Consider the following 25666-nt stretch of genomic DNA (forward strand, 5'->3'; position numbering starts at 1 on the left):
TCCGTGGTGAGATTTGATAAATAGTATGAAGTCATCAATAGACGGCGGTTCCGGAAGCATGGTTCACATGTTGGCCGGGCGCCGTCTTTGTCTGTTTGGAGGAAGGAATAAGAAAACACAAACCGATCGATAAAAACGACATGTTAAACAGTGGAAAGCCTTGTTAATATGTAAGCGATTTCAAAACAAGAAAGGTGGGATATGATTTGACGGGTTGGAGGAAAAAGGTCAGCGCAAGTCTGATCGTATTGATGATCTGCTCCCAAGCGGCAATGGCCGGAGGGAAGCAGGAAGTTGACGCTGCTGCGGCCGGGGACGTGAACTTGGCGGTTGGCAGTACGGCGACGGCAAGCTCGGGCAGCGCAGCGAACGCGGTGGACGGCAAAGGCGAAACCGTATGGCAGCCATTAGCCGCCGACAGAAAGGATGATATGAACGTGTGGCTTTCCATCGACTTGGGTAAGGAGGAAACCTTCAACAAGGTGATGTTCAACCTGAACCGGGCAGACAATCTGAAGGATTACCAGCTGCTCTATTCGAACGACCAGACGAATTGGAATGAAGCATTCAGCAAAAACAAGGATTTAAGCGCATCGGAAACCGCCAGCTTTGAGGCGGTCAGCGCACGGTATTTGAAGCTGAGCCTGAATCTCAGCAAAGACCTCAACGTGCAGCTGTCCGAGCTGTCCGTGTATAACAGTACGGAGGCACCTGCACCGGCGGACCTTCAGCGGATCTATTTTTCCGATGCGGCCGGAAAGGAATACCCGAACAACAGCGAGATCCGGCTGAACAAAGGAGAAGAAGCGACGCTGTTTTTGAAAGGTGAACTGAAATCCGGCAGCGTCGTGGAATTAAGTGAAGTGGCGAAAACCTATAAATCTTCCACCATGGACGTGTCCGTTTCCCCTTCGGGAACCGTGACGGCGAACCAGGTCGGGGCTTCGTTGATGCAGGCGGTCGTACATACAACGGAAGACTTGAAGACAAGCGACCTATGGGTGGTCGTTGATGATCCCGCAGCTTTTCAAGGCGAAGCCTATGTCGTCAACTCCAAACTGACGCATCCGCGAATGAAGACGGAGATCGGACAGCCGGCCGTCATCGAACCGCAGGACGTTTATCCAACTGTGTCCCTGACGCCTACCGTAAACGGAAATGTCACAGGCGAATTGGTTTATAACGGAAACAAGACAGTTGATGCCTTGCCAAAGACGGCGCTGACTAAAGGAGAGGCGGTGGAATGGACTCCTGTAGGGAAAGCGGACAGACAAGGGTCCTATCAGCTGCGGTTGACTATTGAACAGAGCGGCAAGGAACCGGTGTACGAATCATATTATTTTACAGTGCTTGATCCCAAAAGCGTTCCTGCGGGACAGAGCCAGATCGCTTTCCTGGGTAAAGACGGGAAGATGGTATACATCGGCGATTACCGCGGCAACCAAATTCTCGACTTCTCGAATGTCGGCTATATGGGCGGCGGTGTAAAGATACCGAACGTGCCTGTAAAAGCCACCGTATCTCCGGGAGACGGAGATGACACGGCACGCATCCAGGCAGCGATCGATGAGGTGGCCCGGCTTCCGCTCGGAAAGGACGAGTTCCGTGGCACGGTCCTGCTGAAAAAAGGCAGATATGACGTCGGTGGCACACTGACCGTCAAAGCCAGCGGGATCGTGCTGCGGGGCATGGGGCAAGACGAAAAAGGAACGCTTATATACGGCACCGGGGCCAATCCGCGCAATTTGATCGAAATCGGGGAGAATGTCGGCCTTGCTTTGGACAGTGGCTCTAAGCAGACGATCTCCGATTTGTACGTGCCATCGGGTGCGCGAACCTTTCATGTCGAAGACGCCAGTGCCTATCATGTAGGCGACCAAATCGTCGTCCGCCGGATCGGGGATAAAAACTGGATTCATGCGATTGGCATGGATTACATTTACAACCGTCCGGGCGGCACGGTAACCCAGTGGTCTCCGTTCAACCTGGATTTTGACCGGGTTATCACGGCCGTCGACGGCAATTCGATTACGGTCGATGCGCCGCTGGCAAGCGCGATCGAGCGCCAGTGGGGCGGCGGTGAAATCTACAAATACACGGATAAGGCCCGCATTCAGCAGGTAGGCGTCGAAAATATGCGGGTGGATTCGGACTTCGATCCGAGCGTCATCGATACCGTCATGGATAACGATACGACCGACCCGTATTATGCGGACGAGAAGCATGCCGAGCGCTTTGTCGTGTTTAACAGTGTTAAAAACGGCTGGGTCCGGGATGTGACAGGGTATCATCTGTCGTACTCTCTTGTTCAGATGAGCCGCAACTCCAAATGGATCACCGTTCAGGACAGCAAGATGTACGACATGGTCAGCATCATCACCGGGGGCCGCCGGTACGTGATCCATCAGATGGGCCAGCTGAATTTTGTGCAGCGGATCTACACAGAGACCGCGCGGCATGCGTTTGTCGTTGACAGCAGGGTGCAGGGGCCAAACGTGTTTCTGGACGGTGAGGCGGTCAAAAATTATAACACCAGCGAACCGCATCACCGCTGGTCCGTAGGCGGACTGTTCGACAACATCAAGGCTCCGATTTCCATCCGGGACAGAGCCTGGCTCGGCAGCGGCCATGGCTGGGCCGGGGCCAACTATGTGAGCTGGAACACGGAAGGAGAGCTCACCTCCCAGCAGCCGCCGACTGCACAGAACTATGCCATCGGACATGTCGGCGAAAAGGTGCCCGGACTGGTTCCGAGCGTCTATGATCCCCGCCCGCGCAGCGACGGATACTGGGACAATTACGGCCAGCATGTGACCGTTGAGAGCCTGTATAAGCAGCAGCTGGAGGAGCGGCTGGGCAAAAAAGCGCTGAACAACATACAAAAGTAACCAACAGCTAGCAGCATCCACAATTTGTTGAATGAAGCCAGACGATGAAGCCATGATTCCCATCCTATTCTCTTTTGAGTACGGCGGGCGGAATCATGGTTCTTTTTTATCTAAGCATAAAAAAACACAACCGCCAGAAATCTATGCCATGGAGAGACGGGCGGATCAGGAGTAGCATGGAGGCTGGAATCACGCAATGAACGGAATAAATCTGAAAGATGCTGTTCAATAAAAGGAGGCCTATTTATGAAAGCGCTTCTCGTTGGTTTGGGAGGTTTTGGCGGCGGCTGGTACCGGAAGCTCCGGTCCCAGTATGCGGATATAGAACTCGCCGTTGCAGATACAGATTCTGGAAAAAGGTCTGCTGTAGAGGCTGATGGAATCCATTTTTACGAAAATGTGCGGGAAGCCATCGAGCGGGAACAGCCAGATCTGTTGATCAACGTTACCCCAAGGGAGGTTCACAAGCGCATTAACGAGCTGGCGTTCGATCATAAACTGCCGGTATTTTGCGAAAAGCCGATTGCTGACAATTATGAGGATGCCGCCGCGATGGTGCAGCGTGCTGAACAGGAGCAAATTCCGTTTATGATCGCAGAAAACTACCGTACGTTTCCAGCGGTTCGGAAGCTGAAGCAGCTTCTGGACGAAGGGGCGATCGGTGAGCTGCGGTCCATGGAATGCGATTTTTTCAGGCAGCGCCAAAAAATAACGCTGGAAAGGGACGAGGTGCTGGAAGAAGTCATCATTCACCATTTTGACCTGCTGCGGTATTTGTCCGGCCGCGAAGTGAGCAGGCTGTATGCTTCACGCAGGCATGTGTTTCATATTGTTATGGACCTGCAGGCCGGAATACAGGCCTCGTTTCGCTGTTCCTTGACCAGCCAGGGGCGGGAAACGCAGTGGGCCGGCGATTGGCGGATCGAGGGATCGCTGGGCAGCTTGACCTTTGTGGGCGGCGTGCTCGAGCTCGTGACAGTGGATGGTGTCCGGCGGATTGAGGATTTTAGTGATGTAGACGCCCCAGGCCCGTTCACCGAGTTTTTGCGGTCATTGGAGGAGCACCGCCCGGGTGAGACGAATGCCAGGGATTATTTAAAGAATCAGGCTCTGGCGGATTACACGAGGCGGTCTCTCCGGACAGGTGTCCCTGTGGATCCTTCGGACAGCTGGGGATATGGGCCGACCGTCATCCGCAATTTTCTTCGGGCCGAACTTACAGGCTCCGTGAGTCATGGGGGGGAAGGCTTGGTGCATGGCAGCAAGCTGTTCGGGAGCGGCGATTTCGATACGCCGCTGAAATTTCTGCATTACACGGTCATCCCGCCGGGGTCATCCATCGGCCTGCATGGTCACCGTGAGGATGAAGAACTGTACGTTCTGCTCGAAGGAAGCGGCTTGATGACGGTGAACGGAAGAACGTACCGGGTGGAAGCCGGGGACATCATCCTAAACAAGCCATGGTGGAGGCACGGCCTTCGGAATGACGGGGATGTGCCGATTAAAGCGATCATTTTTGAGGTGGGTATACCAAAATAGATGTGTCTGCAGCAAAGGCCGGAGGATGAGGAGAGGTGAAGCATGTGGTCAAACAGGATGTCAGCTTGCAAGAGCATATGTCTGCAACTACGAGGGACCTTCGATTATGGTACACCCGGCCGGCAGCCGGGTGGAACGAAGCGCTGCCCATAGGGAACGGGCGGCTGGGTGCAATGGTGTTCGGCACGCCGGGGCTGGAAAAAGTCCAGCTCAATGAGGATTCGATTTGGTACGGCGGTCCGGGACGGGCGGCCAATCCCCGGTCCCAGCCCTATTTGGCTGAGATCCGGACGCTGCTTAAGGAAGGAAAGCAGGCAGAAGCGGAGCACTTGGCGAGAATGGCGATGACGGCTTCCCCAAAATATGAGCAGCCATACCAGCCTCTAGGGGATCTGGTGATTAAATTGCTTGATCAGGAAGGGCCTGTGGAAAACTACGAGCGGCAGCTGGATTTGGAGCAAGCCGTTGTGGACGTTTGCTACCGGCTCAAGGGCGTCCGGTATCGGCGGAGCTATTTCGCCAGCGAACCGGATGGGGTTCTGGTCATCCGATTGACCGCGGACCAGCCGGGCCAGCTTACGCTGGCCGTCAATCTCATGCGCCGTCCGCTCGATTATGGCTGCCGGGCTGACCCTTCGGGAGCCATCGTCATGGACGGGGAATGCGGAACGGACGGCGTCCGGTTTAGTGCAGCCCTTCGTGCCGTAATTCAGGGAGGACGGCAGCGGGTTATCGGTGATTACCTTTCGATCGAAGGAGCGGATGCCGTGACCCTGCTGTTGGCGGCGCACAGCACGTTTCGGGTGAAGCAGCCGGCAGAAGTTTGCCTGAAACAGCTGGAGCAGGCGGCGGCCAAACCGTTTGAAACGCTGCTGAAACGGCATACAGAGGAGTACGCGTCCCGGTTCGGCCGCTTTGCGATCGATCTGACGCCGGACGGTGATCCGCATGCTGCACTTCCTACAGACCAGCGGCTGCTCCGGTTGCAGAATGCGTTGGGACATAAAAGCGGCGAAGGAAACACAAACGATTTGCTGCCTGATGAAGCGGAGATTGAAGATCCCGGTCTGGCAGCTCTCTATGTCCAATATGGGCGTTATTTGCTGATTTCCTGCTCCCGGCCGGGCACCTTAGCGGCCAATCTGCAGGGGATTTGGAACGACAGTTATACCCCGCCGTGGGAATCCAAATATACGATCAACATCAACGTCCAGATGAATTACTGGCCGGCTGAAGTGCTCCATTTATCCGACTGCCATGAACCGCTGTTCGATCTGATCGACCGGATGCGGCCTAACGGACGGGCTACCGCTCGCGAGATGTACGGCTGCCGGGGCTTTACTGCCCATCACAACACGAATCTGTGGGCTGAAACCCGGCCGGAAGGGATTTTGATGACCTGCACGGTGTGGCCGATGGGCGCCGCGTGGCTGTGCCTCCATTTATGGGAGCACTACCGTTTCGGGGGTGATCTGGCTTTTCTTGCTGAACGGGCATACCCGGCGATGAAGGAAGCGGCGCTATTTCTTCACGATTACATGATCGAGGAGGACGGTTATCGGGTTACGGGACCGTCGGTGTCTCCGGAGAACCGGTTTCTTCTCCCGGACGGCGGCAGCGGCAGCCTGTGCATCGGTCCGTCGATGGATTCGCAAATCGCGCTGACGCTGCTGTCCGCCTGCTTGGAAGCGGCGGCGATCATCGGCGAGGAGGATCAGGCGTTTCTCGGCGAGTTGCGGGAGACGATCGAACGCATTCCGCGCCCGGCTGTTGGTAAACACGGGCAAATTATGGAATGGCTGCGCGATGATGAGGAGGCCGATCCCGGACACCGGCATATTTCGCAGCTGTTCGCCCTGCATCCGGGTGGGCTGATTGATGTTCGGCGCACGCCGGGGCTGGCGGCTGCTGCCGAGAGGACGCTCGCACGGCGTCTCGCCGCAGGCGGCGGCCATACGGGCTGGAGCCGGGCTTGGATCGTCAATTTCTATGCCCGGCTTGGCATGGGGGAGGAGGCTTACGGGCATCTGATGAAGCTGTTTGCGAATTCCACGTATCCGAATTTGCTGGACTGCCATCCGCCTTTTCAAATCGACGGTAATTTTGGCGGAACAGCGGGAGCGGCGGAAATGCTGCTGCAATCCCATGCGGGGGAAATCCGGCTGCTGCCGGCCCTGCCAAAGGCGTGGCGCTCCGGCCGTGTTGAAGGCCTTCGGGCAAGAGGGGGGTATACCGTAGGTCTGTCTTGGAGTAAAGGGACGTTTGACGAGGTGACGATCCGCTCCTCCAAGGCGGGCTTGTGCCGCCTGTGGTCGCCCGTCCCCTTGGAGCTCGCGGTTTCCGGTCACCTGGAAACCGATGCCTCGGGCGATAAGTCCGACGACGACCGTTCCGGTTTTGAATATGTGATAACCTTGGCAGCTGGGGAAAGCTGCGTCATTCGGGCGCGCAAAGGATGAACGCGACCGTAATAAAACACAAGTGAAGCGACAAATCCCCATTCCGAGGGTCCGGACAAAAAGATTAACATTAGCGATGAAGCGATCTATACAAAAAGGAGCGATATTTATGCCAGAACAAGCGCCAGCCGCCATCTCAGCCTCCAGTCCGGCCTTGCCCGCACCAAAAAGGCGGATGAGCAATCTGCGCAAATACAAGGCGCTGTACCTGATCTCACTGCCTGGAATCATTTATTTTATCGTGTTTAAATACCTGCCCCTGCTGGGGTCCGTCATGGCGTTTCAAAACTACAACATTTTCAAGGGCTTTACAGGCAGCCCATGGGTCGGACTCGATCAGTTCCGCCGGATGTTCACTTACCCGGAGTTTCTGCGGATTCTTGAAAATACGGTTCTGATCGGATTTTATGACCTGATTTTTGCCTTTCCGGTTCCGATTATCTTTGCGCTGCTCCTGAACGAACTGAGGAAAGTCGTGTACAAGCGGATTCTCCAAACGGTCGTCTATCTGCCGCACTTCCTCTCCTGGGTCATTATCGGGGGGATCATGATCGGCATATTATCGCCGACGACAGGAATCGTGAACCAGGTATTGAATGCGTTCGGACTCAAATCGATTTACTTTCTGGGCGAGGATTCGTATATCCGGAGCATCCTGGTCGGAACGGGGATCTGGAAAGACAGCGGCTGGGGCACAATCGTGTATTTGGCCGCACTGGCCAGCGTCAATCCTGAGCTGTATGAAGCCGCCCGCATTGACGGTGCCAGCCGCTGGAGACAAACCCTGTCGATCACGATCCCGGCTATCCTGCCGACTATCACCATTATGTTCCTGCTCCATATCGGCAACTTCCTTGATTTCGGTTTCGAACGCGTATTCGTCTTCGTCAATTCGCTGAATGAAAGCAAGGGCGACATCCTCGACACCTACATTTACCGGGTCGGCCTCATTGATCAGCAGTACAGCTACACGACGGCGATCGGCCTTTTCAAATCGGTGGTCGGACTGGTGCTCGTCATGATCGGGAATACGCTGAGCAAGCGGGCTTCGGGCGAAGGACTATACTAGAAAGGAGAAGGATGGCACAATGAAAAACAAAGGCAGCTTATTTGACGGATTTAATTATATTTTCTTGACGCTGGTCGGATGCTTGATGGTGTTCCCTCTTCTCCATGTGCTCGCCAAGTCGTTCAGCAGCAGCCAGGCGATCAATGCGGGCAAGGTCAAGCTGATCCCGGTCAATTGGACGCTGACAAACTACCATGTAATTTTGGGTGACAGCTCTATCTGGCGAGCGTTTATGGTAAGCGTATCCATCACGGTCGTCGGGACGCTGATCAACTTGATCTTGACTGCATCACTGGCGTATCCGTTGTCCAGACCCGAGTATTCGATGCGCAAAGTCGTGCTGATTTTTATACTGATTACGATGATCTTTCAGGCGCCGCTGATCCCTAACTACATGGTGATCAAAAACCTGCATCTGATCGACTCGTTATGGGCCTTGATCATTCCGTCGGCCATCAGCGCGTACAACCTGTTCATCATGCGCTCCTTCTTCGTCGCCCTTCCGTCGGAGCTGATCGACAGCGCCCGGATCGACGGGGCAGGAGAGCTGCGCACGATGTGGAGCGTTATTCTTCCACTGTCCAAACCGGCCATGGCAACCATGGGGCTGTTCTATGCGGTATCCCACTGGAATTCGTATTCGTCGGCGCTGTATTTCATCAACAACCGGGCGCTTTACCCGCTGCAGCTTCGCCTCCGGGAAATCGTTCTGAGCAATGACCTCGGTCAGGCAGGCAACCTGCTTGAAAATGTAAACCAGATCTCTCCGGCTGGCGTGCAAATGGCGGTCATCGTCGTTTCCGTCGTACCGATCATTATCGTGTACCCGTTCCTGCAGAAGTACTTTATCAAAGGGATGCTGATCGGGTCGATCAAGGCCTGACTCTATCTTTTTACAGCAAAAAAAGTATACGTTTTCATAGATGTGAAATGTGATAAGATATTAAACATCAGTGTCATGCTATTAGCGCGGCGCTCAAGTATAGGCTAGCAGACAAGGGTTTGGATTGGTGAGTGAATTTGGCTTTGCGCGCAGCGCAAAACAAGAGAGCGAAGCAAGTCAAACAGGAGTCAAATGGATGCAGGGAGGAGAGACGGCATGAAAAGAGCAGCTTATTTCATTGTGGCAGCGGCCGTTATTCTCCTGTTCTGTTATCTGGCTGGAAGCGCGGACCGATTAGCCTCTCCTTCGCCGCAGCCGGCTCAGGAAAGTGTGAAAGAATCCTCTCCTCAGCCGACGGCCTTCAGCTTGGCGATATCCAACGGTGCCAGCCCTTATGCGGTTAATCTGGCGGACCCCGCCGAGGACCGCTGGGTCAAACAATTGGAAGCGCTGACAAATACGAAGCTGTCTATCTCTTTGATCTCGCTTAAAGATTTCGACCGGCGCATGCCGGTTATTCTTGCAGGAGATACCTATCCGGATGTCGTGCAGATGATTGGCGGGGCAAGCTCGGCCGCCATGGCCGGATCGGTCCAGGCGGGACTGTTCCTTCCGCTAGACGACTGGATCCAGACCTATGCTCCGAATTTGTGGAAAGCGGTGCCGCCTGAAGCCTGGAAGGAAACCAGCTTTGAGGGGCATATTTATGGAATTCCGGCCTGGCTCGGCAACCCGTCGCGCCGGGCAACGTATATCCGATCGGACCTGCTGGCGCAAACGGGTCTGCCCGTACCGAGAACCGTCGACGAATTTCTGGATGTGCTCCGTGCCTTCAAGAAGCTAGGGGTCGAAATTCCCTATGAGATGCGGGAGAATTTCAAGTATGCGGACGTCATTTTCGGCGCGTACGACGTGCTGGGTTACCAGTTCGAAGTCCGAAACGGAGAGGTGGTTCCGAAATTTTTGGATGAAGAGCATATGATGAAGGCGCTGCAGGTATACCGGACGATGCTGATGGAGGGACTCATCCCGGAGGATTTTGCGACAGTCTCGTCAACCGAATATACCCATGACATCGAAGCAGGCCGAGTGGGAAGCTGGACGGCGAACGCCGCCGGATTGCTGGACTTCCGCACCAAGCTCAGGGCTTCGGTTCCCGGGGCCCAAATCGATATCATCCCCTCTCCGGAAGGGCCGGAAGGGACGAAAGGCTACGGTTTGTACAGCACCGTCATCAATTCTTTCTACATTAATAAGCATGTGCCCAAGGAAAAACTGATCGGTATTCTCCAATTTTTTGATTGGATGGTCTCAGACGAAGCTCAGCGGTTTTTTTCGTTCGGCATCGAGGGCGACACCTATACGGAAGACGATGGGACGATTGCGTATCATTTTCCGAAAACAAGGGAGGAGCAGGACGTGGAAACCTTCCGCGAACTGCTGTGGCTGACGCACGATCTGACGATCAACCGGGCCAGAACGGAGCTGGTGCCGGGCGGGAAGGATCTGCTCCATGCTTTGGATGTGACGCTGCCAAAGGAAGGGCTGGGAAGCATCGTCTTCGTTCCCGAGCTGGAGTCCTTCAGCGCCTATCCCGATCTCGCTTCGGAGCGGCCGAACCAGGCGCCGCCCGTGATCGTTGACCATATGGTCAAAATGATTTACGGCAAGGAACCGATCTCGGATTGGCCGAAGGTCGTCCGGGAATACCGGGAACGCGGCGGAAATGCGATTATTCAGGAAGCGACGGCGAGGTACCGGGCCAAGCAGGGGGTGCTGATTCAGCACAACCGATAGGGATGCGGCATTTCTTTCTCTTTTCGATAATGCAGCTGCGCTTTTTCTATCCGCTTTAGGAAGGGGTTTGATACAAGTGCGAGTTTTGATTGTGGAAGATGAGCCTGTCATTCAAAAAGGTTTGGTTAAGATGGTTCAGCGTTATCCGGCTTCCTTCTCCGCGATTTATACCGCCGATGACGGGGAAGCCGCTTTCGAGACGATCCGGAATCTGGAACCGCACCTGGTGCTGACGGATTTGCGGATGAAGCGGATGGACGGACTGGAGCTGTGCGAACGGATACACCGGGAATTCAGCCATGTCCAGGTTGTCGTCATATCTGGTTATAATGACTTTCAGTATGCACAGCGGGCCATGGCGTACGGGGTCAAGCGCTATTTGTTGAAACCGGTGACCCAGCAGGACGTACACGATACGCTGAAGGAGCTGATATCAGGGATGACCGGCAGCATTATTCCTGTGCAAAAATATGTGGAGTGGGCGCATCAGCTCGAGCAGAGCATCTGGCTGCTGCAGCGGGACGAAACGATTCGCATCATCGAAGAGGGAGAACAGTCGGGCTTGTTCGATGGGCTGAACGTGATCAACATGGAAGCGGTGCTGAGCGACTGCCTTGGCATGATCACAGAACGGCTGGAGAGCCGCGGCTGGAAGCCGCGTTCCGGATGCCGGGGAACACAAGGCGCGTCGAATACGAAGAAGGAAGTCATGATCGCTTTTACCGCCAGTATGGACCGGATTCTCGAAGAGCTTCAGCTGACACGGAAAGGCAATTTCAAGGATCCGATCGAAGAGGCCAAAGCCTTTATCGACCAGCATCTGTCGGAGGACATCACACTGGAGGAAGTGGCCAAGCGGGTGGGTCTCGCCAGGACCTATTTCAGCGCCCTTTTCAAGAAAATGACAGGGGAGACCTTTGTGCATTACCGGATCAAAAAACGGATGGAAGAAGCGCGCAGGCTGCTTGCCGTACCGACCCTGACGATCACCGATATCGCGGTCAAGGTGGGGTACGAGGATTATCCCCATTTTACGAAGACCTTTAAAAATTTCGTCGGCGTATCCCCGTCGGAGTACCGGTCTTCCTTTGGCATTGAATGATGAGAGTATCCCTGAGGCTGAAGCTGCTTTTGTATTTTACCATCGTGATTCTTCTTTCCCTGTCTGCGGTTGGCATCGCCTTCTACAGCATTTCAGCCAAGCAGCTGCAAAAAAGCGCAAAGAGCCAAATGGTCCAGATCGTGGACAATGCCGTACATCATACCAACCTGTATTTGTCGTCTTATCAGCGGTCGATGGTGGCGCTGCTGACCGACCTCAGGGTCAAACGGTACATCGATCTGCCGGCTGACCGGGAGGAGTACGAAAATTACCGCTACATGACCGATATCCGGGATGCGATCGTGGATCCGGTGTGGATCCGGAATCCCGAGATCGAAGCACTGTATATCATCGGTTACTCCGGGAATGCGCTCTATTATTATAACGGCGGGTCGGAGCCATCCTTTAAGCCGGAAGATACCGCCAAACAGATCCGATATTTTAAGGAGAACACGGATGAAAGCGGCCGGCTGACTATTATGAATTACAGCATTCTGGGCGAAAAGACGCCGATGATGACGCTGATCCGCCGCATCCGCGGACTTCGTTCCACGGACATGAAAGGTTTTGTGGGGATCGAGGTCAAGGCGGAGGAGCTGTCCACCCTGTGGAAGGGGATCGATCTGGGGAAGGACAGCTATTTTTTCATTGTGGACGGCGAAGGCAGGATTCAATACCACAACGATCAGACCAAGGTAGGATCGATCGTTCCGTCCAGCCTGGGCAAGCAAATCAGCGAGGCCGGCACCGAGATGTTCCGCAGTTCGGCGGAGGGAATGGACCGGGTATATATCAGCCGCAAAGCCGAATACTCGGGGTGGAATCTGGTGGTGTCCATTCCGTACAGCCAGCTGCAAAAACCGCTTAACACGATACGCAGCTCCATTATCGTCGTTGCGGTCATTACGTTCCTGACGGCGTTGTTCCTGGCGAGCCGGTTCGGCAAGTCGATTACAACCCCGATCCGGACGCTGATGAAGGGGATGAGCCAGACGGAAAAGGGAAACTGGAAGTTCATTCCGCTTCCGAAGCACCGGGACGAAATTACCGAGCTGATGATCCGCTACAACCTGATGGTGAACCGCTTATCGGAGATGGTTGATACGGTGTACCGTGCGGAGCTGAGGAACAAGGAAATGCAGGCCGAACGGCAGATGGCCGAGTTCCAATCGCTCCAGCTGCAGATTAACCCGCACTTCCTGTACAATACACTGGAAACGGTCGTATGTTACGCGGTTATTCAAGACTCGGACGAAATTACGGAGATCGTCGGGGCCCTGTCTTATATGCTGCACTATTCGGTACGGACCAATCTGGAAGAGATCACGGTAGCGAATGAGCTCAAGCACGTCATGTACTTCATGGTCATTATTAATCACCGGATCGGCCGGACGTTCGAGATTGATGTGCGGGTAAGGCCGGAGCTGCTTCTGCGGAAGATGGTCCGGCTCACACTTCAGCCGCTGGTGGAAAATGTGTTCCAGCACGCCTTCAGGCAAGGGGTGGAGGATCATCATACGATCATCATTGATGCCGGCGAAGAGGGAGATTCCTTCTGGGTCAGCGTTCAGGACAACGGCTGCGGCATGGCCCCAGAGCGGCTTGAGGAGCTTCGCGCCAAGCTGAGCGAGAACCGGCTTGCCGACGAGGAGGACCGGGGCAGTGCGGGCGGGATCGGCGTACCCAATGTGCACAGGCGGATTCAGCTGGTGTTCGGCGAGGACTACGGCGTAACTGTGGAAAGCCGTCCCGAGTGGGGAACCCGGATGATCATGCGGATGCCGATTTCCGGCGTAAAAGAACTGAGCAGCCCAGCGGGGCAAGAGGCAGCCGCGCCTATGCAGACCCTGCCCATGGCGGGCAGCGGCTAGGCGCAAACATTAAGCAAATCCTGTATTCCGGAGCATGGAATACGGGATTTTTTTATGGTCAGACAACCGCAAAAAAACACATCACGACAATAATCCGCCCCATGGGAGCTTCCCTGGTTAAGCCTTATGATGGGGACAGCAGCAAAGAGAATATCTTTTGCACTTTGCGTGAAGAGAGGGGATTATAAGATGAAAAAATGGGTCAGTCTGATCCTCGCGGCAGCGCTTGTCACGGGTCTGACCGCAGGCTGTGGAAACAAAAGCGCCTCGAGCGGCAGTGACGATGCGGCCGACGCATCAAAACCGGTGAAATTCAGCATTTCTTTAACCACAAGTGGAAACGCTTACGCGGAAGGCTCCAAGGACATCAACAACGAGAAATGGGTCAAGGAGGTCGAGAAGAGAGCCAACGTGGATTTGGACATTAGGCTGATTCCCTTGAAAGATTTCGATGCGAAGATGGCCGTCATGTTCGCCGGCGGCGATATTCCGGACGTCGTGCAAAACGTCGGCGGGGCTACGGATAAGTCTATGGCCGGTTCGGTTCAGGCCGGCGTGTTTATGCCGCTGGACGACTTGCTGAAAGAGTATGCTCCGAACCTGATGAAAGCCGTTCCGAAGGAAGCATGGGACGAGGTGAGCTACAAGGGGAAAATCTACGGCGTGCCGACCTGGCTCAGCAACCCTTCCCGCCGCGCCACTTACATCCGGACCGACCTGCTGGAAAAAACGGGCCTTCCGGCGCCCCAAACGATGGACGATTTCCTGAACGTCCTGCGTGCGTTTAAAAAACTCGGCCTCAGCGCGCCGTATCAGATGAGAGAGAATTTTAAATACGCGGACATCGTATTTGGTGCGTATGACGCCCTGGGCTATCAGTTTACCGAAATGAACGGCCAGGTCGTACCGAAGTTTTTTAACGCTGAAAATATGGAAAAGGCGCTGACCGTCTACAAAACGATGTATGACGAAGGCCTGATCCAGAAAGATTTCGCGACGATCCAGGCGCCTCAGTACAGCGAAAATATCGAAGCCGGCAATGCCGGCATGTGGACGGCCAACGCCGCCAGCCTTCTCGATTTCCGCACGAAGATCGGTGCGGCGGTTCCGGGCGCCAAGGTCGATATCATCCCGTCACCGATAGGGGACAACGGACAGAAGGGTTATGGATTGTACAGCTCGGTTAACACCTCGCTCTATATCAACAGCAAGGTCAGCAAAGAGAAAGCGGCCCGGATCATCCGAATGTTCGAGTGGATGCAGACGCCGGAAGCGAAAAACTTCTACAGCTTTGGCATCGAAGGCGAGGATTACACGGTTAAAGACGGAAAAATCGATTACAAGCTGCCGGAAGGCAAAGCCGCTCAGGACGAAGCCGGATTCCGCTCGCTGCTGCGCTGGGTCGGTGACGGAACGATCAACCGTGAACGGACCGAATTGCTCCCAGGCGGACAAGACGTGCTGAAGGCACTTGATGATACGCTGGCCAAAGAAGGCGTGGGCGGTATCGGATTTGTGCCGGACCTGGAATCCTTCAGCCAGTTCCCTGACTTGGCTTCCAAGCGTCCGGATCAGGCGCCGAAGCTCATCATTGACCACATGGTCAAAATGATCTACGGCAAAGAGCCGATCAGCGATTTACCTAAAGTCATCGAGGAGTATAAGCAAAAGGGCGGCGATGAGATCGTCAAAGAAGCCACGGAGCGTTACAACAACAAAGACGGAATTATCGATCAGCAAAGCCGCAAATAGGTTGATTTCAGGGAAGCCTTTCACGCGAAGGGCTTCCTCCTGTTAGGAGGGGAATATATGGTCTGGAAAACCGGAGACGGACGGAATAAGCTGAAGCTTCTGACCCCGTCATCCTGGTGGGGAGCCAAGTGGAGGGAGGCTCTGCCGGCAGGCAACGGAATAACCGGAGCAGCCGTGTATGGCGGCGTCCATTTGGAAACGGTCATGCTGACGCACGGCGGCTTGTGGTGGCAGAGCCGCACGCCGGATTTGCCCGACGTGAGCGGCCGGCTTGGAGAGATGCGCCGGTTGATGATGGAAGGGCAGGAGGCGCTTGCCGAAAATGTATTGGTGGGCGGTTTGAAGGAGAAAGGTTACGATCCGGTCATGGCCGTTCCGCTGCCGCTTGGCGACCTGAACTTGAGCATGGACGTAAGTGAAGGCTTTAAAGACTACAGCCGGGAGCTGGACATGGAAACTGGTGAAGTAACGGTGCGCTGGCAGGATGGGCATACGCTCTATGAGCGGACATTGTTCGTATCCCGGGCGGACGATTTGATCGTCTATGAGCTGCGGTCGTCAGGGTCAGGCTCGATATGGGCGAAGATCGCCCTTGACCTGCATCATCGCGGGGATGTCAGGCGTCCCCCTGGCAGACCTGATGCTCCATTGCCGACAGGAAGCGAATCAGGGTCCGACGGTGAGTTCATATGGTATGCCGCATGCCATGACGAGGGCAGCGATTTCGGCGCCGTCGCCCGGGTGGTCACGATCGATAGCAGGATAAGCAGCATAGGCAGCGAGTGCGTTCTTGAAGGCGCGACTCAGGCATTGATCCTGGTTAAACTGTTCGTTCATGAGCCGCGTCAAGCGGCATGGAAACGGTTGAAACACGAGCTGGCCGCAGAACATCGGTCTTACACCGAGCTGCTGCAGCCGCACATTGAGGAGCATGAACGCTTGTTTCAGCGGATGACGCTGAATCTGGATGCTCCCGGACGAGAGGCATCGAACGAAGAGCTGCTGCTACAAGCCTACCGCGGTGAAGCCCCTCTGGCCATGCTGGAGAAGATGTGGGCCTACGGGCGTTATCTTCTGATTGCAAGCTCGCGCAAAGGCGGGGATCCCTGCCATTTATACGGCTTATGGTGCGGGGAATATCGCGGCTTCTGGGCGTTCCATATGGCCAACGAGAACCTGCAGATGATGTATTGGCAGACGCTCACGGGACATATGCCCGAGCTGCTGCTGCCCGTATTCGATTACGTGGAGCGGCAGATGGACGATTATCGCCGCAACGCGCGCTGTATCTATGGCTGCAGGGGGATCTGGATCCCCGCGCCGACCGCGCCGGACTCCGGCCTGCTGAAGACGATCGCGCCCCACATTATCCACTGGACCGGGGCGGCAGGCTGGATCGCGCAGCACTATTATGATTATTACCTGTACACGGGCGACAGGGAGTTTTTAAGAAACCGGGCCCTGCCGTTCCTGCGGGAGGCGGCTTTGTTCTATGAAGACTTCCTGATTACCGGGGACGATGGTCTGTACATCAGCTGCCCGTCCAATTCGCCCGAGAACCGGCCGGGTAACGGCGCGGGTGGGCTTAAGGGAACGGCAATGAACGCGACGATGGATTTTGCCATCGCCAAGGAAGTGCTGACCCGGCTGGTTGAGGGTGCCGCTCAGGAAGGTTTGTATGCTGAGGAAGTCGCGGGCTGGAAAGACATGGTCGCCAAAATCCCGGCGTATCAGGTTAATGCAGACGGCGCAGTCCGTGAATGGATGCATCCTGCCTATGAGGATCAATACCATCACCGGCATCAGTCGCACCTCTATCCGGTGTTTCCGGGCAAAGAGGTAACGCGGGAGACCGATCCCGGTTTGTTTGCAGCCTTCGAGACCGCGTTAAGAAAGAGGCTGGTCGTTGGATTAAAGGAGCAGACGGGATGGTCACTTGCTCATATGTCCAATTTGTACGCCCGCATGGGCGAAGCGGATAAGGCGCTGAAGTGCTTGGATCTGCTGGCCAGATCAGCCGTGATCAATAACTTCTTCACGCTTCACAACGATTGGCGCGGCATGGGCATCGGCCTGGATATGGAGTGGGCTCCGTTTCAGATTGATGCGAATATGGGTATGACGGCTGCGCTTCAGGAAATGCTGCTGTACTCCGATCCCAACATGATCCGAATCCTCCCAGCCCTGCCGAAGCGATTCCTCTCCGGAAGCGCCGCTGGAATGCTGGCATGTGGAGGCTACGAGGTAGACATCGCCTGGGACAGGAAGAATGGCACGCTTGATGTTCGGCTCCAATCTTTGAGGGCTGGAGGCTCCGTTACCCTCGTGCTCCCCGAAGTTTGCAGCGGCTTCCGGGACGGGGGCAGACTGCCTGAGAATCGGCAAATCCACATCTTGCTTGAACAGGGAGAATCCCTAACCTTGCAGTTGACGTTCAGCTAATGAGAGGGGAGAGGCAAGGATCATGAATATATCTTCACTATTAGAAGAAATTATGCGTCTGCCTGTGATCGATACGCATACGCATTTGATAGGCGATAAGCTGTGCGCGGCCGACTTTTGGGAGATCGCCGATTATTTCTGGTTGAACCAAGAACTGCAGACGGCGGGATATCCGAAGGATGCGGCACAGCTGCCGGTTCCGGAGCGGGCGGAAGCCTTCGTTAGAGCTTACAAGGCTGCCCGTAATACGATGATGAACCGTGCTTTTACGGCGATCATGGGGGATTTATACGGAATCACCATCCATGACACGGCGTCTGTGCTTCAGGCGGACGAAGCTGTACGCGCACAGAGAAGTACTTCAGGCTGGGCTCAAAGCGTGGCCGACCGGCTGCATGTGAAGCGGTTTGTTGTGAACCGCCCTGAACATGCCGTATTTGACGGTATGCGGGAGGATGCTCTGCTGCTGCCCCGGATCGACGGATGGCTGCCGGAGCTTGCCGCCGGCATCGTCTCCTCCGCAGCCAATGAACGCCAGGACCGTTTCGCGCAGGCGAAAGCGTTCATTTCCGAGAAATTGAAGTCCTATCATGAGATGGGCTGTCCGGGGATCATGACGACGCTCCCCCATTATGAGGCAGCGGCGCATGAGGATTATAAGCTTGAAACCGCGGAGCGGACCGATGAGATCATGATAATGCTGCTCCATGAAATCTGCTCCGGCCTGCAGGAGCGGGGCATGTTCCTTCAGCTGTTCCTCGGCGTGGAACGAAGATGGGGGAGCAGTTCGGCTGCCCCTGTGAACGATCCGCTCCGGATCGTAAAGCTGTATGGCTTGTTTGAGCGTTACAATATCCCGTTTGAGCTGGTGGTTGCATCGGAACTGAACAATTTGGACGTCGTGCAGGCGGCCTGGAATTTTGCCAATGTTCACGTAGGCGGCATGTGGTGGTATAACTTCCGTGCCAGCACATACACGCAGAGCATGCAGTACCGGCTCGAGGCGTTATCCCCGCTCAAAAGCTCGCTGATCGTCTCGGATGCGCGCTGCATCGAATGGACGTACGGCAAGCTGCTGATCGTGAAGCAGCTGCTGGCCCGTTTTCTGGATGAACAGATCAAGGATGAATGGCTGAGCCGTGAGGATGCGCTGGCACTGGCCGCGGAATGGCTGCATGGCAGCGCGGCAAAACGGTATGGGTTGGCGGAGTCGACGGTCTGATCGTGAAACTGAGACCGCTGAATTGTGAAAGACGCGTGCCATTTGGCAAAAACAGATGGTCGAGAAACTTAATGATGAACGGAGGGAGAACGTGACATTTTCACTGCTTGACCGAATGCTGCCCGCTCCACTGGAAGGAGGCTTCCGGATGGAAGGCTGGTGGGTATGGTGCGGGTCGGTCGTTCGCGGAGAGGACGGACGCTTTCATATGTTTGCGTCCCGGTGGCCGAAGTGGCTGCCGATGCACCCGGGCTGGCTGCTCCGTTCGGAAATCGTCCGAGCCTCGTCCGATACCCCGGAAGGACCCTATACCTACGAAGAAACCGTGTTCCCAGCGCGGGGAGCGGAGTACTGGGACGGAAGGAGCACCCATAACCCGCACATCATCCGGTATGGAGACAAATATTTGCTGTATTACATGGGGTCGACGCATCCCTTCCCTGAGCCGCGGCCAGGAGAGACGGTGGAGGCGGACGATTGCCGCGTCATTGCGGCAAGGGCAAACAAGCGTGTCGGCCTAGCCGTCGCCGACAGCGTCTATGGGCCGTGGAAGCGCCTCGATACGCCGATCCTGCCGACGAGGCCCGGCAAGTTCGACAGCTTCCTGACCTCGAATCCGGCGCCATGTATCCAGGAGGATGGCTCCGTGCTGCTGGTTTATAAAGCCCGGCGGTATGAAGGCACAGCCCATGGGCAAATGACGCTGGGCGCAGCAGAGGCAGCAGGATATGAAGGGCCTTATCGCGTAATCCAGGATGCGCCGCTGTTTCCGCCGGAAAAGTTTCATATCGAAGACCCGTTCATTTGGCGTACGGCGGAAGGGTATGCCATGATCGCGAAAGACATGGATGGGAAGCTGTGCGGAGAGAAGCACGGCGGCATTCTGGCACTTTCTCCGGATGGCAGGGACTGGAGGCTCGCGGACCAGCCCAAATCCTATTCCCGGCGCGTCCGATGGGAGGACGGATCGGAGCGTTGGATGGGCAGCTTCGAACGGCCCTTCCTGCTGATTCAGGATGGACAGCCGACGCATCTGTTCGCCGCTGTTGCGGACGGACCGGGGGGCTTCCGGCAAGCGGAACATACCTGGAACATGGTGATTCCGCTGCGGACTTCGCCTTGAATTTAGAATGGAACAATCAATTACAGGAGGAGATCATATGGGAGAGACCGTTTCGAAACAAAAGGGTAGCGAAGGGAGCTCGGCGCTTATATCGGAATCCGTTCAGCAGTGGGCGGAAGGGGCTTGGCAGCAAATCGTAAACAAAGTGGAGCGCACCAGTCAGCGGATTGGCGTCAGTTTTCCGCATGCATCCGTCAACGGTGTCTATGACAACATGCGCCCGTCCTGGTGGACTGCCGGCTTCTGGCCGGGGATCTTGTGGCATATTGCCGAAAACGGGCACCATCCAGGGCTGCTGGGGATTGCCGAGCTGATTGAGGAGAAGCTGGACGAACCGCTGTATTCGCTCGCTGTGCATCATGATGCCGGATTTATATGGACGCTTTCGGCCGTGGCCGACTACCGGATTACCGGCAGCGAGCGTTCCAAACACCGCGGGCTGATGGCCGCCGCCCAGCTGGCAAGCCGCTTTAATGTAAAAGGCAGCTTCATCCGCGCCTGGCATGACCTGGAGCAGGTGAACCGGGCAGGCTGGTCCATCATCGACACGGTGATGAATCTGCCGCTGCTGTATTGGGCCTCTGAAGTAACGGAGGATCCCCGGTTCCGCCATATCGCCGCGGCGCATGCAGATACGGTGCTGGCGCATTTTCTGCGTCCGGACGGATCCAGTTATCATATCCTCGAATTTGATCCCGAGTCGGGTGAACGAATCGGTGCCATGTCCGGTCAGGGGTATGCGGAAGAATCCGCCTGGTCCCGAGGCAGTGCCTGGACCATCTACGGACTCACCCTGTCTTATATTTACACGGGAGAAGAACGCTTTTTGACTGGCGCCAAGCGAGCCGCCCATTTTTTCCTGGCGAATCTGCCGGAGGACCATGTGCCGCACTGGGATTTCCGGGCGCCTGAAGAAGGGGGCAAGCCGCGGGATACTTCGGCCGGGGCCTGCGCGGCATGCGGGCTGATCGAGATGTCCCGTCTGGTACCCGAGGCGGAAGCGCGGCTGTATTTCCGTTCTGCGGAACGCATCGTGCGCTCTCTGCATGAACATTACGGCACATGGGATATGCCGGGGGAAGAAGGCCTGATCCTGTCCGGCACATCCAATCTGCCGGGTGGTGTGCATATCGATACGCCGCTGATTTACGGCGATTATTTCTTTGTTGAGGCGGTATCCAAACTGCGCGGCTCGGCGCTGAGATTGTGGTAATGTGTATCAGCGCTGAGGCAGTAATTCAGCGCGAAAGGAGACATGACGAATGAAACGACAGGCCGAACAACAGGCCCAGCAGACAGCAGCAGGGTCCGCGCCGGAGAACCTGCTCGATGATCCTTTTCCTATAGAGACAGTCTCTGATGGCCCTCAGTCTGAGGAGCAAAATCACCGGATGGAATGGTGGAGGGAAGCCCGGCTTGGCCTGTTCATCCATTGGGGACCCTACGCACGGCCGGCAGGCGAGTGGAAAGGGAAGGAGATCCAAGCTTCCTACAGTGAGCACATCATGCTGCGCGCAAAGATTCCGGCCGCCGAATATGAAGAGATGGCGGCAGGCTGGAATCCTTCTTCTTTAGACGCGCTGAAGTGGGTGCGTACCGCCAAAAGGGCTGGCTTGAAATATATCATTTTCACGGCCAAGCATCATGACGGATTCGCCATGTATGATTCGCATGTGTCCAATTACTCCATCGTGCAGCATGCGGCCTTTGGAAGAGATCCGCTCCGGGAGCTGGCGGAAGCATGCGAGCAGGAAGAAATGGTGCTGGGTATTTACTACTCGCACGCCATGGACTGGCATGATCCCGATTCCCAGGGGAACACCTGGGACTACCCCGGCAATATCGGTGCTTATGACGACGTGGAGAGCTGGGTGCACGATCCGGATAAACGAAGCCGCTTCGAGCGCTATCTGAATAATAAATCGATACCTCAGGTTCGCGAGCTGCTGACGGATTACGGGAAGGTCGGCCTCATGTGGTTCGACTGCGGCGGCAAGCTGACCCGCGAGCAGGGGGAGCAGTTTCTGGACGCCGTATACTCGCTTCAGCCGGACTGCCTGGTGAACAGCCGGGTGTGGAAGGCTCCCCTCGGGGATTACTCCAACACGTCCGATAATCAGCTGACCACGCGGACTTTGCGCCAGGACTGGGAGAACATCATCACGCTAAACGATTCATGGGGGTACAAAAAATCGGATCACAACTGGAAATCTCCCGCATCCATTATCCGGCAGATGATCGATGTCGTCAGCAAAAACGGCAATTTGGTCATCAATATCGGACCGACAGAGACGGGAGAGTGGGATCCGGTATCCGAATCGATTTTGCTGGAAATCGGCGGTTGGTTAGATACATACGGAGACAGTATTTACGGGGCGGGGGCATCCCCGACGGCAAGGCCATCATGGGGCAGGTGCACCGTGAAAGGAAACATGCTGTATCTGCATGTCTTCGACCGGCCGGCAGATCGGAAGCTGGTTGTTCCTGGCTTAAAGACGGACGTTCTGAGGGCTTACAAGCTGAAAGACGGCAGGGAACTGAATTTAACCCGATTATCGAAACAGGACTTGGAAATCGAACTGCCTGAATCGATGCTTTCCGACACGAACGGATTTTCCAAACCACAGGTCATCGCCATCCTCTGTTCCGGTCCGGTGGAAGGCAACCCGGTGGGACTATTGGACTCACGGGAAGGCAGCATCCTTGAATTAGGCGTCTTTGATGCCGAAATATCCGGAGCTGGTCTAAAGTTCGATACTGGGAAAAAGGGCCGTGACAACCTCCTGGATTGGATAGACGAAAGTGCCGAGGCGGTCTGGTCTGTCCGGACCTTGGGTGCCGCAGAGTTCGACGTGCGCATCGAATATGGCAGCAGTGACGGCGAGGGAGGCGGCGGCGGTACCTTCCTGGTGACCACCGGAGACCAGACACTGCGTGCTCAGGTGCAGTCCACCGGCGGACCGTATGACTTCCAGGAGTTTTACGTGGGAAGGTTCCGTTTTCCCGAAGCGGGGGAGTATTTGATCCGTCTTCAGGCGGAAAAAATTACGGGCCAATATTTAATGCACCCCAGATGCTTGAAGCTGCAGCGTTAACCCGAACCGGATTGTGTTGAATTACGGAAAAGGAACCATTGCCTCTGACAAGTATCAGGCGGCGGTTCCTTTTTTCTTTCAAGATCTTCTCGTCTGTTTCCTTTTTCGGGAAAAGAGCCTTTTCATCAGGACGACGGCTGCCAAGCCAAGCGGGATCCAGATCTGAAAAACCGGAAAGTCGTACACCAGGTTTCGCGTGAAGCCGATCCAGGTATGGTATATAAAATTGGGCGCGGCGAAAGAAATGGTATAAATGAACGCCCCGACGATGATCGTTAATTTTTTATGGCTTATTTTGACCAAGTAGGACAGGCCAATGACCGCCCCCAAGTAAAAAGCCGTCATTTTCACAAAAATGCCGATATAAATCAGCAAAATAATGACCGGATCAAGCCGTTCGAGAAAATCAGCGATTTCGATCAAGCGGACCGATCTGAGCATGGGGAGGGTAGTAATGCTTAAGATTTGGGGGCTCAATATCGTTAAATTCAACAAGTTGAAGATCAGCAGCAGGATTCCCACGAACAGGTAGGAAAAGATCGACAGCTTGGACAGGTTTTTTTTGTTGTTCAAATGCTTCCAAAACGCAAGAAACACGACGACCTCGCCAAACGGGAAGCTGATGACTTTAGGAATGGCTTCCCTGATCACAGGCATGATTCCATGCTCGAGCACGGGCTGAAGCCGCTCCAGATGAATATTTTTTGAGACGATGAACATCAAGAAAATCAGGAAATAGCCGAAGATGGTAAAGGGGAGCAGAAATTCGACGACGCGGAAAAAAACTTCCGTTCCCTTGGAAATCGCATAGGCGGACAGCAGAATCATGATCAGCATCAGGAGGGACAGCGGCGTTTTGGGAAGAAAGGAAATGTTGATAATGTCCCCAAACTCCCTGGTGTTTCTCATGGATTCATAGGAAAAATAGAAAATATAAGCGATGGTGACGATCGTTCCCAGAATACGACCCAGCTGTTGGTTCAGGATTTCGAAGAGATTGCGGTCCTCGTTCCCCTTTTGGATGAAAAGGTAAACCAGGAGCAGCAGCAGTCCGGCCAGCATCGCGACAATGACGACCAGCCAGGCGTCCTGCTTGGCTCCCACGCCCAATTCGTATAATGGGGAAGTTCCGATCAAAAACAGGATCATCATCGCGATCAGCTCGTATTTGTCTATTTTTTGCAAGTAGGGGCACTCCTTCCGCTAGAATTTTTGGTCTTTGAGCAAGCTGGAGTACGGCTTGTTAATCATGTTCGTATGCTCAATGTTAATCTTGACCTGCACACGCAGGCTGATTTCCTCGATGGGACGCTTCGTTTTCATCAGTTTTCTCCAAGTAGAGGGATCTTTACGGTGTATCGCGTTCATGAATCCGGCTAGATCCACGTTCATTTCCTGCAGATGGCTCCAGGTCTCCATGATTTCGCCGCCGATTTGTTTACTTATCGTACGTTCTATGTCCCGAATGACCCCCGGATTCTTTAAGTCCAGATTGCAGCCGGATTCGTCGATCGCTCCCGTTGCTTGAATCTTGGCGAGAATGATCGATTTTCCATGGATGACCTTCGGTTCCAGTTTGGTGGACGATTTCAGCACTCGATAGCTGAGCAGCTGATTTTCTTGGCCTTTTGCGCTGCACGGAACCACAACCATCATGCTGCTGACACGGTCGGAGAGCCATGCTACAGAACGGCTATCTTTTTGATCGATCCATCCCACCAGCTTGTCCTTACGGAATACGCCCAGCTCTCCGAGCTTAATGACCGCATCATTTCGCGTCGATTTCAGGGCATCGAGGGAGGATTGCTTGGTCAGATCTCCGGAGACCTCAAGTTCGGGCGCCATCGCGCTTTCATCAAGGCTGGCTATCATTCTGGCGAAATCGATGAGCCGCATGTTTTGAGCCTGGGACAGATTTTTCTGGCTTTGATCGATGATCCGCTGGATGGCGTTACCGGATATTTTTTCCAAAGGGATGAGCACTTCCAACAAATTGGAGGCTTTGCCCTTGGTTAAGAGGACGGACATGGTCTCCCTGCTCTCGAACGGACGAAGGAAAAAATCAAGAATTTCTCCGACTCCTTCTTCCCGGGCAACATCTTCGCTAAGAATAAGGACGGAGTTGTGGGCGAAAAAAAGCTTCCTTGATGTTTCCAGGCTGGCATTCTGCATCGCCTCGGCGATTGAGCGTCCCTTGGTTGAGAAAATGGTCGTCGGAGACTGGCTTCCTGCACTGCCGCCGCCTGTCTGGGTGGCAATCGATTGCGGAATGACGACCTGGAACGAAATCTCCCATTTCCCGTTGTTCCGGTCGATGGATGTCGCAGAAATGATGCTCAGTGTATTCAATTCCTGGCTGTCCCAGCATCCGCTAGTCAGCAGTGCGACCGACAGTAAGAGAATCATAAGGCCCAGTCTCCGGAG

The 25666-nt window shown here is 55.0% G+C and carries 16 protein-coding genes; 14 read left to right on the forward strand and 2 right to left on the reverse strand.

All coding sequences use genetic code 11. The features are described 5' to 3' along the window. Nucleotides 1-206 precede the first annotated feature (206 nt). The 14 genes from ABIE48_RS12860 to ABIE48_RS12925 all read left to right on the forward strand — a co-directional run bounded on the left by ABIE48_RS12860 (nucleotide 207) and on the right by ABIE48_RS12925 (nucleotide 23242). On the forward strand, nucleotides 207-2888 hold the full coding sequence (locus tag ABIE48_RS12860; RefSeq protein WP_192714357.1) for a discoidin domain-containing protein: 2682 nt from the start codon (nucleotides 207-209) through the stop codon (nucleotides 2886-2888). A gap of 246 nt (nucleotides 2889-3134) precedes the next feature. Then, nucleotides 3135-4427, forward strand: coding sequence for a cupin domain-containing protein (locus ABIE48_RS12865; RefSeq protein ID WP_192714356.1), 1293 nt, complete (start codon nucleotides 3135-3137; stop codon nucleotides 4425-4427). A 44-nt stretch (nucleotides 4428-4471) separates the two neighbouring features. Further along, the gene (locus ABIE48_RS12870; RefSeq protein WP_354519009.1) at nucleotides 4472-6886 is read left to right on the forward strand and encodes a glycoside hydrolase family 95 protein; all 2415 of its coding nucleotides are present in this window, start codon (nucleotides 4472-4474) and stop codon (nucleotides 6884-6886) included. A 109-nt stretch (nucleotides 6887-6995) separates the two neighbouring features. Beyond that, nucleotides 6996-7955 (forward strand): ABC transporter permease, encoded by a 960-nt coding sequence (locus tag ABIE48_RS12875; RefSeq protein ID WP_084203699.1) that lies wholly within the window; start codon nucleotides 6996-6998, stop codon nucleotides 7953-7955. Nucleotides 7956-7974: 19 nt separating this feature from the next. Beyond that, nucleotides 7975-8838 (forward strand): carbohydrate ABC transporter permease, encoded by an 864-nt coding sequence (locus ABIE48_RS12880; RefSeq protein WP_192714354.1) that lies wholly within the window; start codon nucleotides 7975-7977, stop codon nucleotides 8836-8838. A gap of 216 nt (nucleotides 8839-9054) precedes the next feature. Further along, nucleotides 9055-10635, forward strand: a complete 1581-nt coding sequence (locus ABIE48_RS12885) for an extracellular solute-binding protein (protein WP_192714353.1) — start codon at nucleotides 9055-9057, stop codon at nucleotides 10633-10635. Between the two features lie 76 nt (nucleotides 10636-10711). After that, nucleotides 10712-11737, forward strand: a complete 1026-nt coding sequence (locus ABIE48_RS12890; protein ID WP_192714352.1) for a response regulator transcription factor — start codon at nucleotides 10712-10714, stop codon at nucleotides 11735-11737. A gap of 29 nt (nucleotides 11738-11766) precedes the next feature. After that, nucleotides 11767-13608, forward strand: coding sequence for a cache domain-containing sensor histidine kinase (locus tag ABIE48_RS12895; RefSeq protein ID WP_354519012.1), 1842 nt, complete (start codon nucleotides 11767-11769; stop codon nucleotides 13606-13608). Between the two features lie 189 nt (nucleotides 13609-13797). Further along, nucleotides 13798-15360 (forward strand): extracellular solute-binding protein, encoded by a 1563-nt coding sequence (locus ABIE48_RS12900; protein ID WP_192714350.1) that lies wholly within the window; start codon nucleotides 13798-13800, stop codon nucleotides 15358-15360. 57 nt (nucleotides 15361-15417) lie between these two features. Next, entirely contained in the window at nucleotides 15418-17802 is a 2385-nt protein-coding gene (locus ABIE48_RS12905) for a glycosyl hydrolase family 95 catalytic domain-containing protein (protein ID WP_192714349.1), read from the forward strand. A gap of 22 nt (nucleotides 17803-17824) precedes the next feature. After that, nucleotides 17825-19024: a glucuronate isomerase gene (locus ABIE48_RS12910; RefSeq protein WP_192714348.1), complete on the forward strand. Its 1200-nt coding sequence runs from the start codon at nucleotides 17825-17827 to the stop codon at nucleotides 19022-19024. 91 nt (nucleotides 19025-19115) lie between these two features. Then, nucleotides 19116-20147 carry a glycoside hydrolase family protein gene (locus tag ABIE48_RS12915; RefSeq protein ID WP_260869169.1) on the forward strand — a complete coding sequence of 344 codons (1032 nt, stop codon included), beginning with the start codon at nucleotides 19116-19118 and terminating at the stop codon, nucleotides 20145-20147. Between the two features lie 37 nt (nucleotides 20148-20184). Then, the gene (locus ABIE48_RS12920) at nucleotides 20185-21360 is read left to right on the forward strand and encodes a glycoside hydrolase family 88 protein (protein WP_192714347.1); all 1176 of its coding nucleotides are present in this window, start codon (nucleotides 20185-20187) and stop codon (nucleotides 21358-21360) included. A 49-nt stretch (nucleotides 21361-21409) separates the two neighbouring features. Then, a complete protein-coding gene (locus ABIE48_RS12925; RefSeq protein WP_192714346.1) occupies nucleotides 21410-23242 on the forward strand; it encodes an alpha-L-fucosidase in 1833 nt (610 codons plus the stop codon). Nucleotides 23243-23320: 78 nt separating this feature from the next. Here the strand turns inward: ABIE48_RS12925 and ABIE48_RS12930 are convergent, their stop codons facing one another. Together ABIE48_RS12930 and ABIE48_RS12935 are read right to left on the reverse strand one after the other, a co-directional pair. After that, nucleotides 23321-24427, reverse strand: a complete 1107-nt coding sequence (locus ABIE48_RS12930; protein WP_145020231.1) for a GerAB/ArcD/ProY family transporter — start codon at nucleotides 24425-24427, stop codon at nucleotides 23321-23323. Between the two features lie 18 nt (nucleotides 24428-24445). Then, complete coding sequence (locus ABIE48_RS12935) at nucleotides 24446-25648, reverse strand: Ger(x)C family spore germination protein (protein ID WP_260869168.1); 1203 nt, start codon at nucleotides 25646-25648, stop codon at nucleotides 24446-24448. Between the last annotated feature and the right edge of the window lie 18 nt (nucleotides 25649-25666).

Source organism: Paenibacillus sp. OAE614 (genome assembly GCF_040546645.1).
Lineage (GTDB): Bacteria > Bacillota > Bacilli > Paenibacillales > Paenibacillaceae > Paenibacillus_AQ > Paenibacillus_AQ favisporus.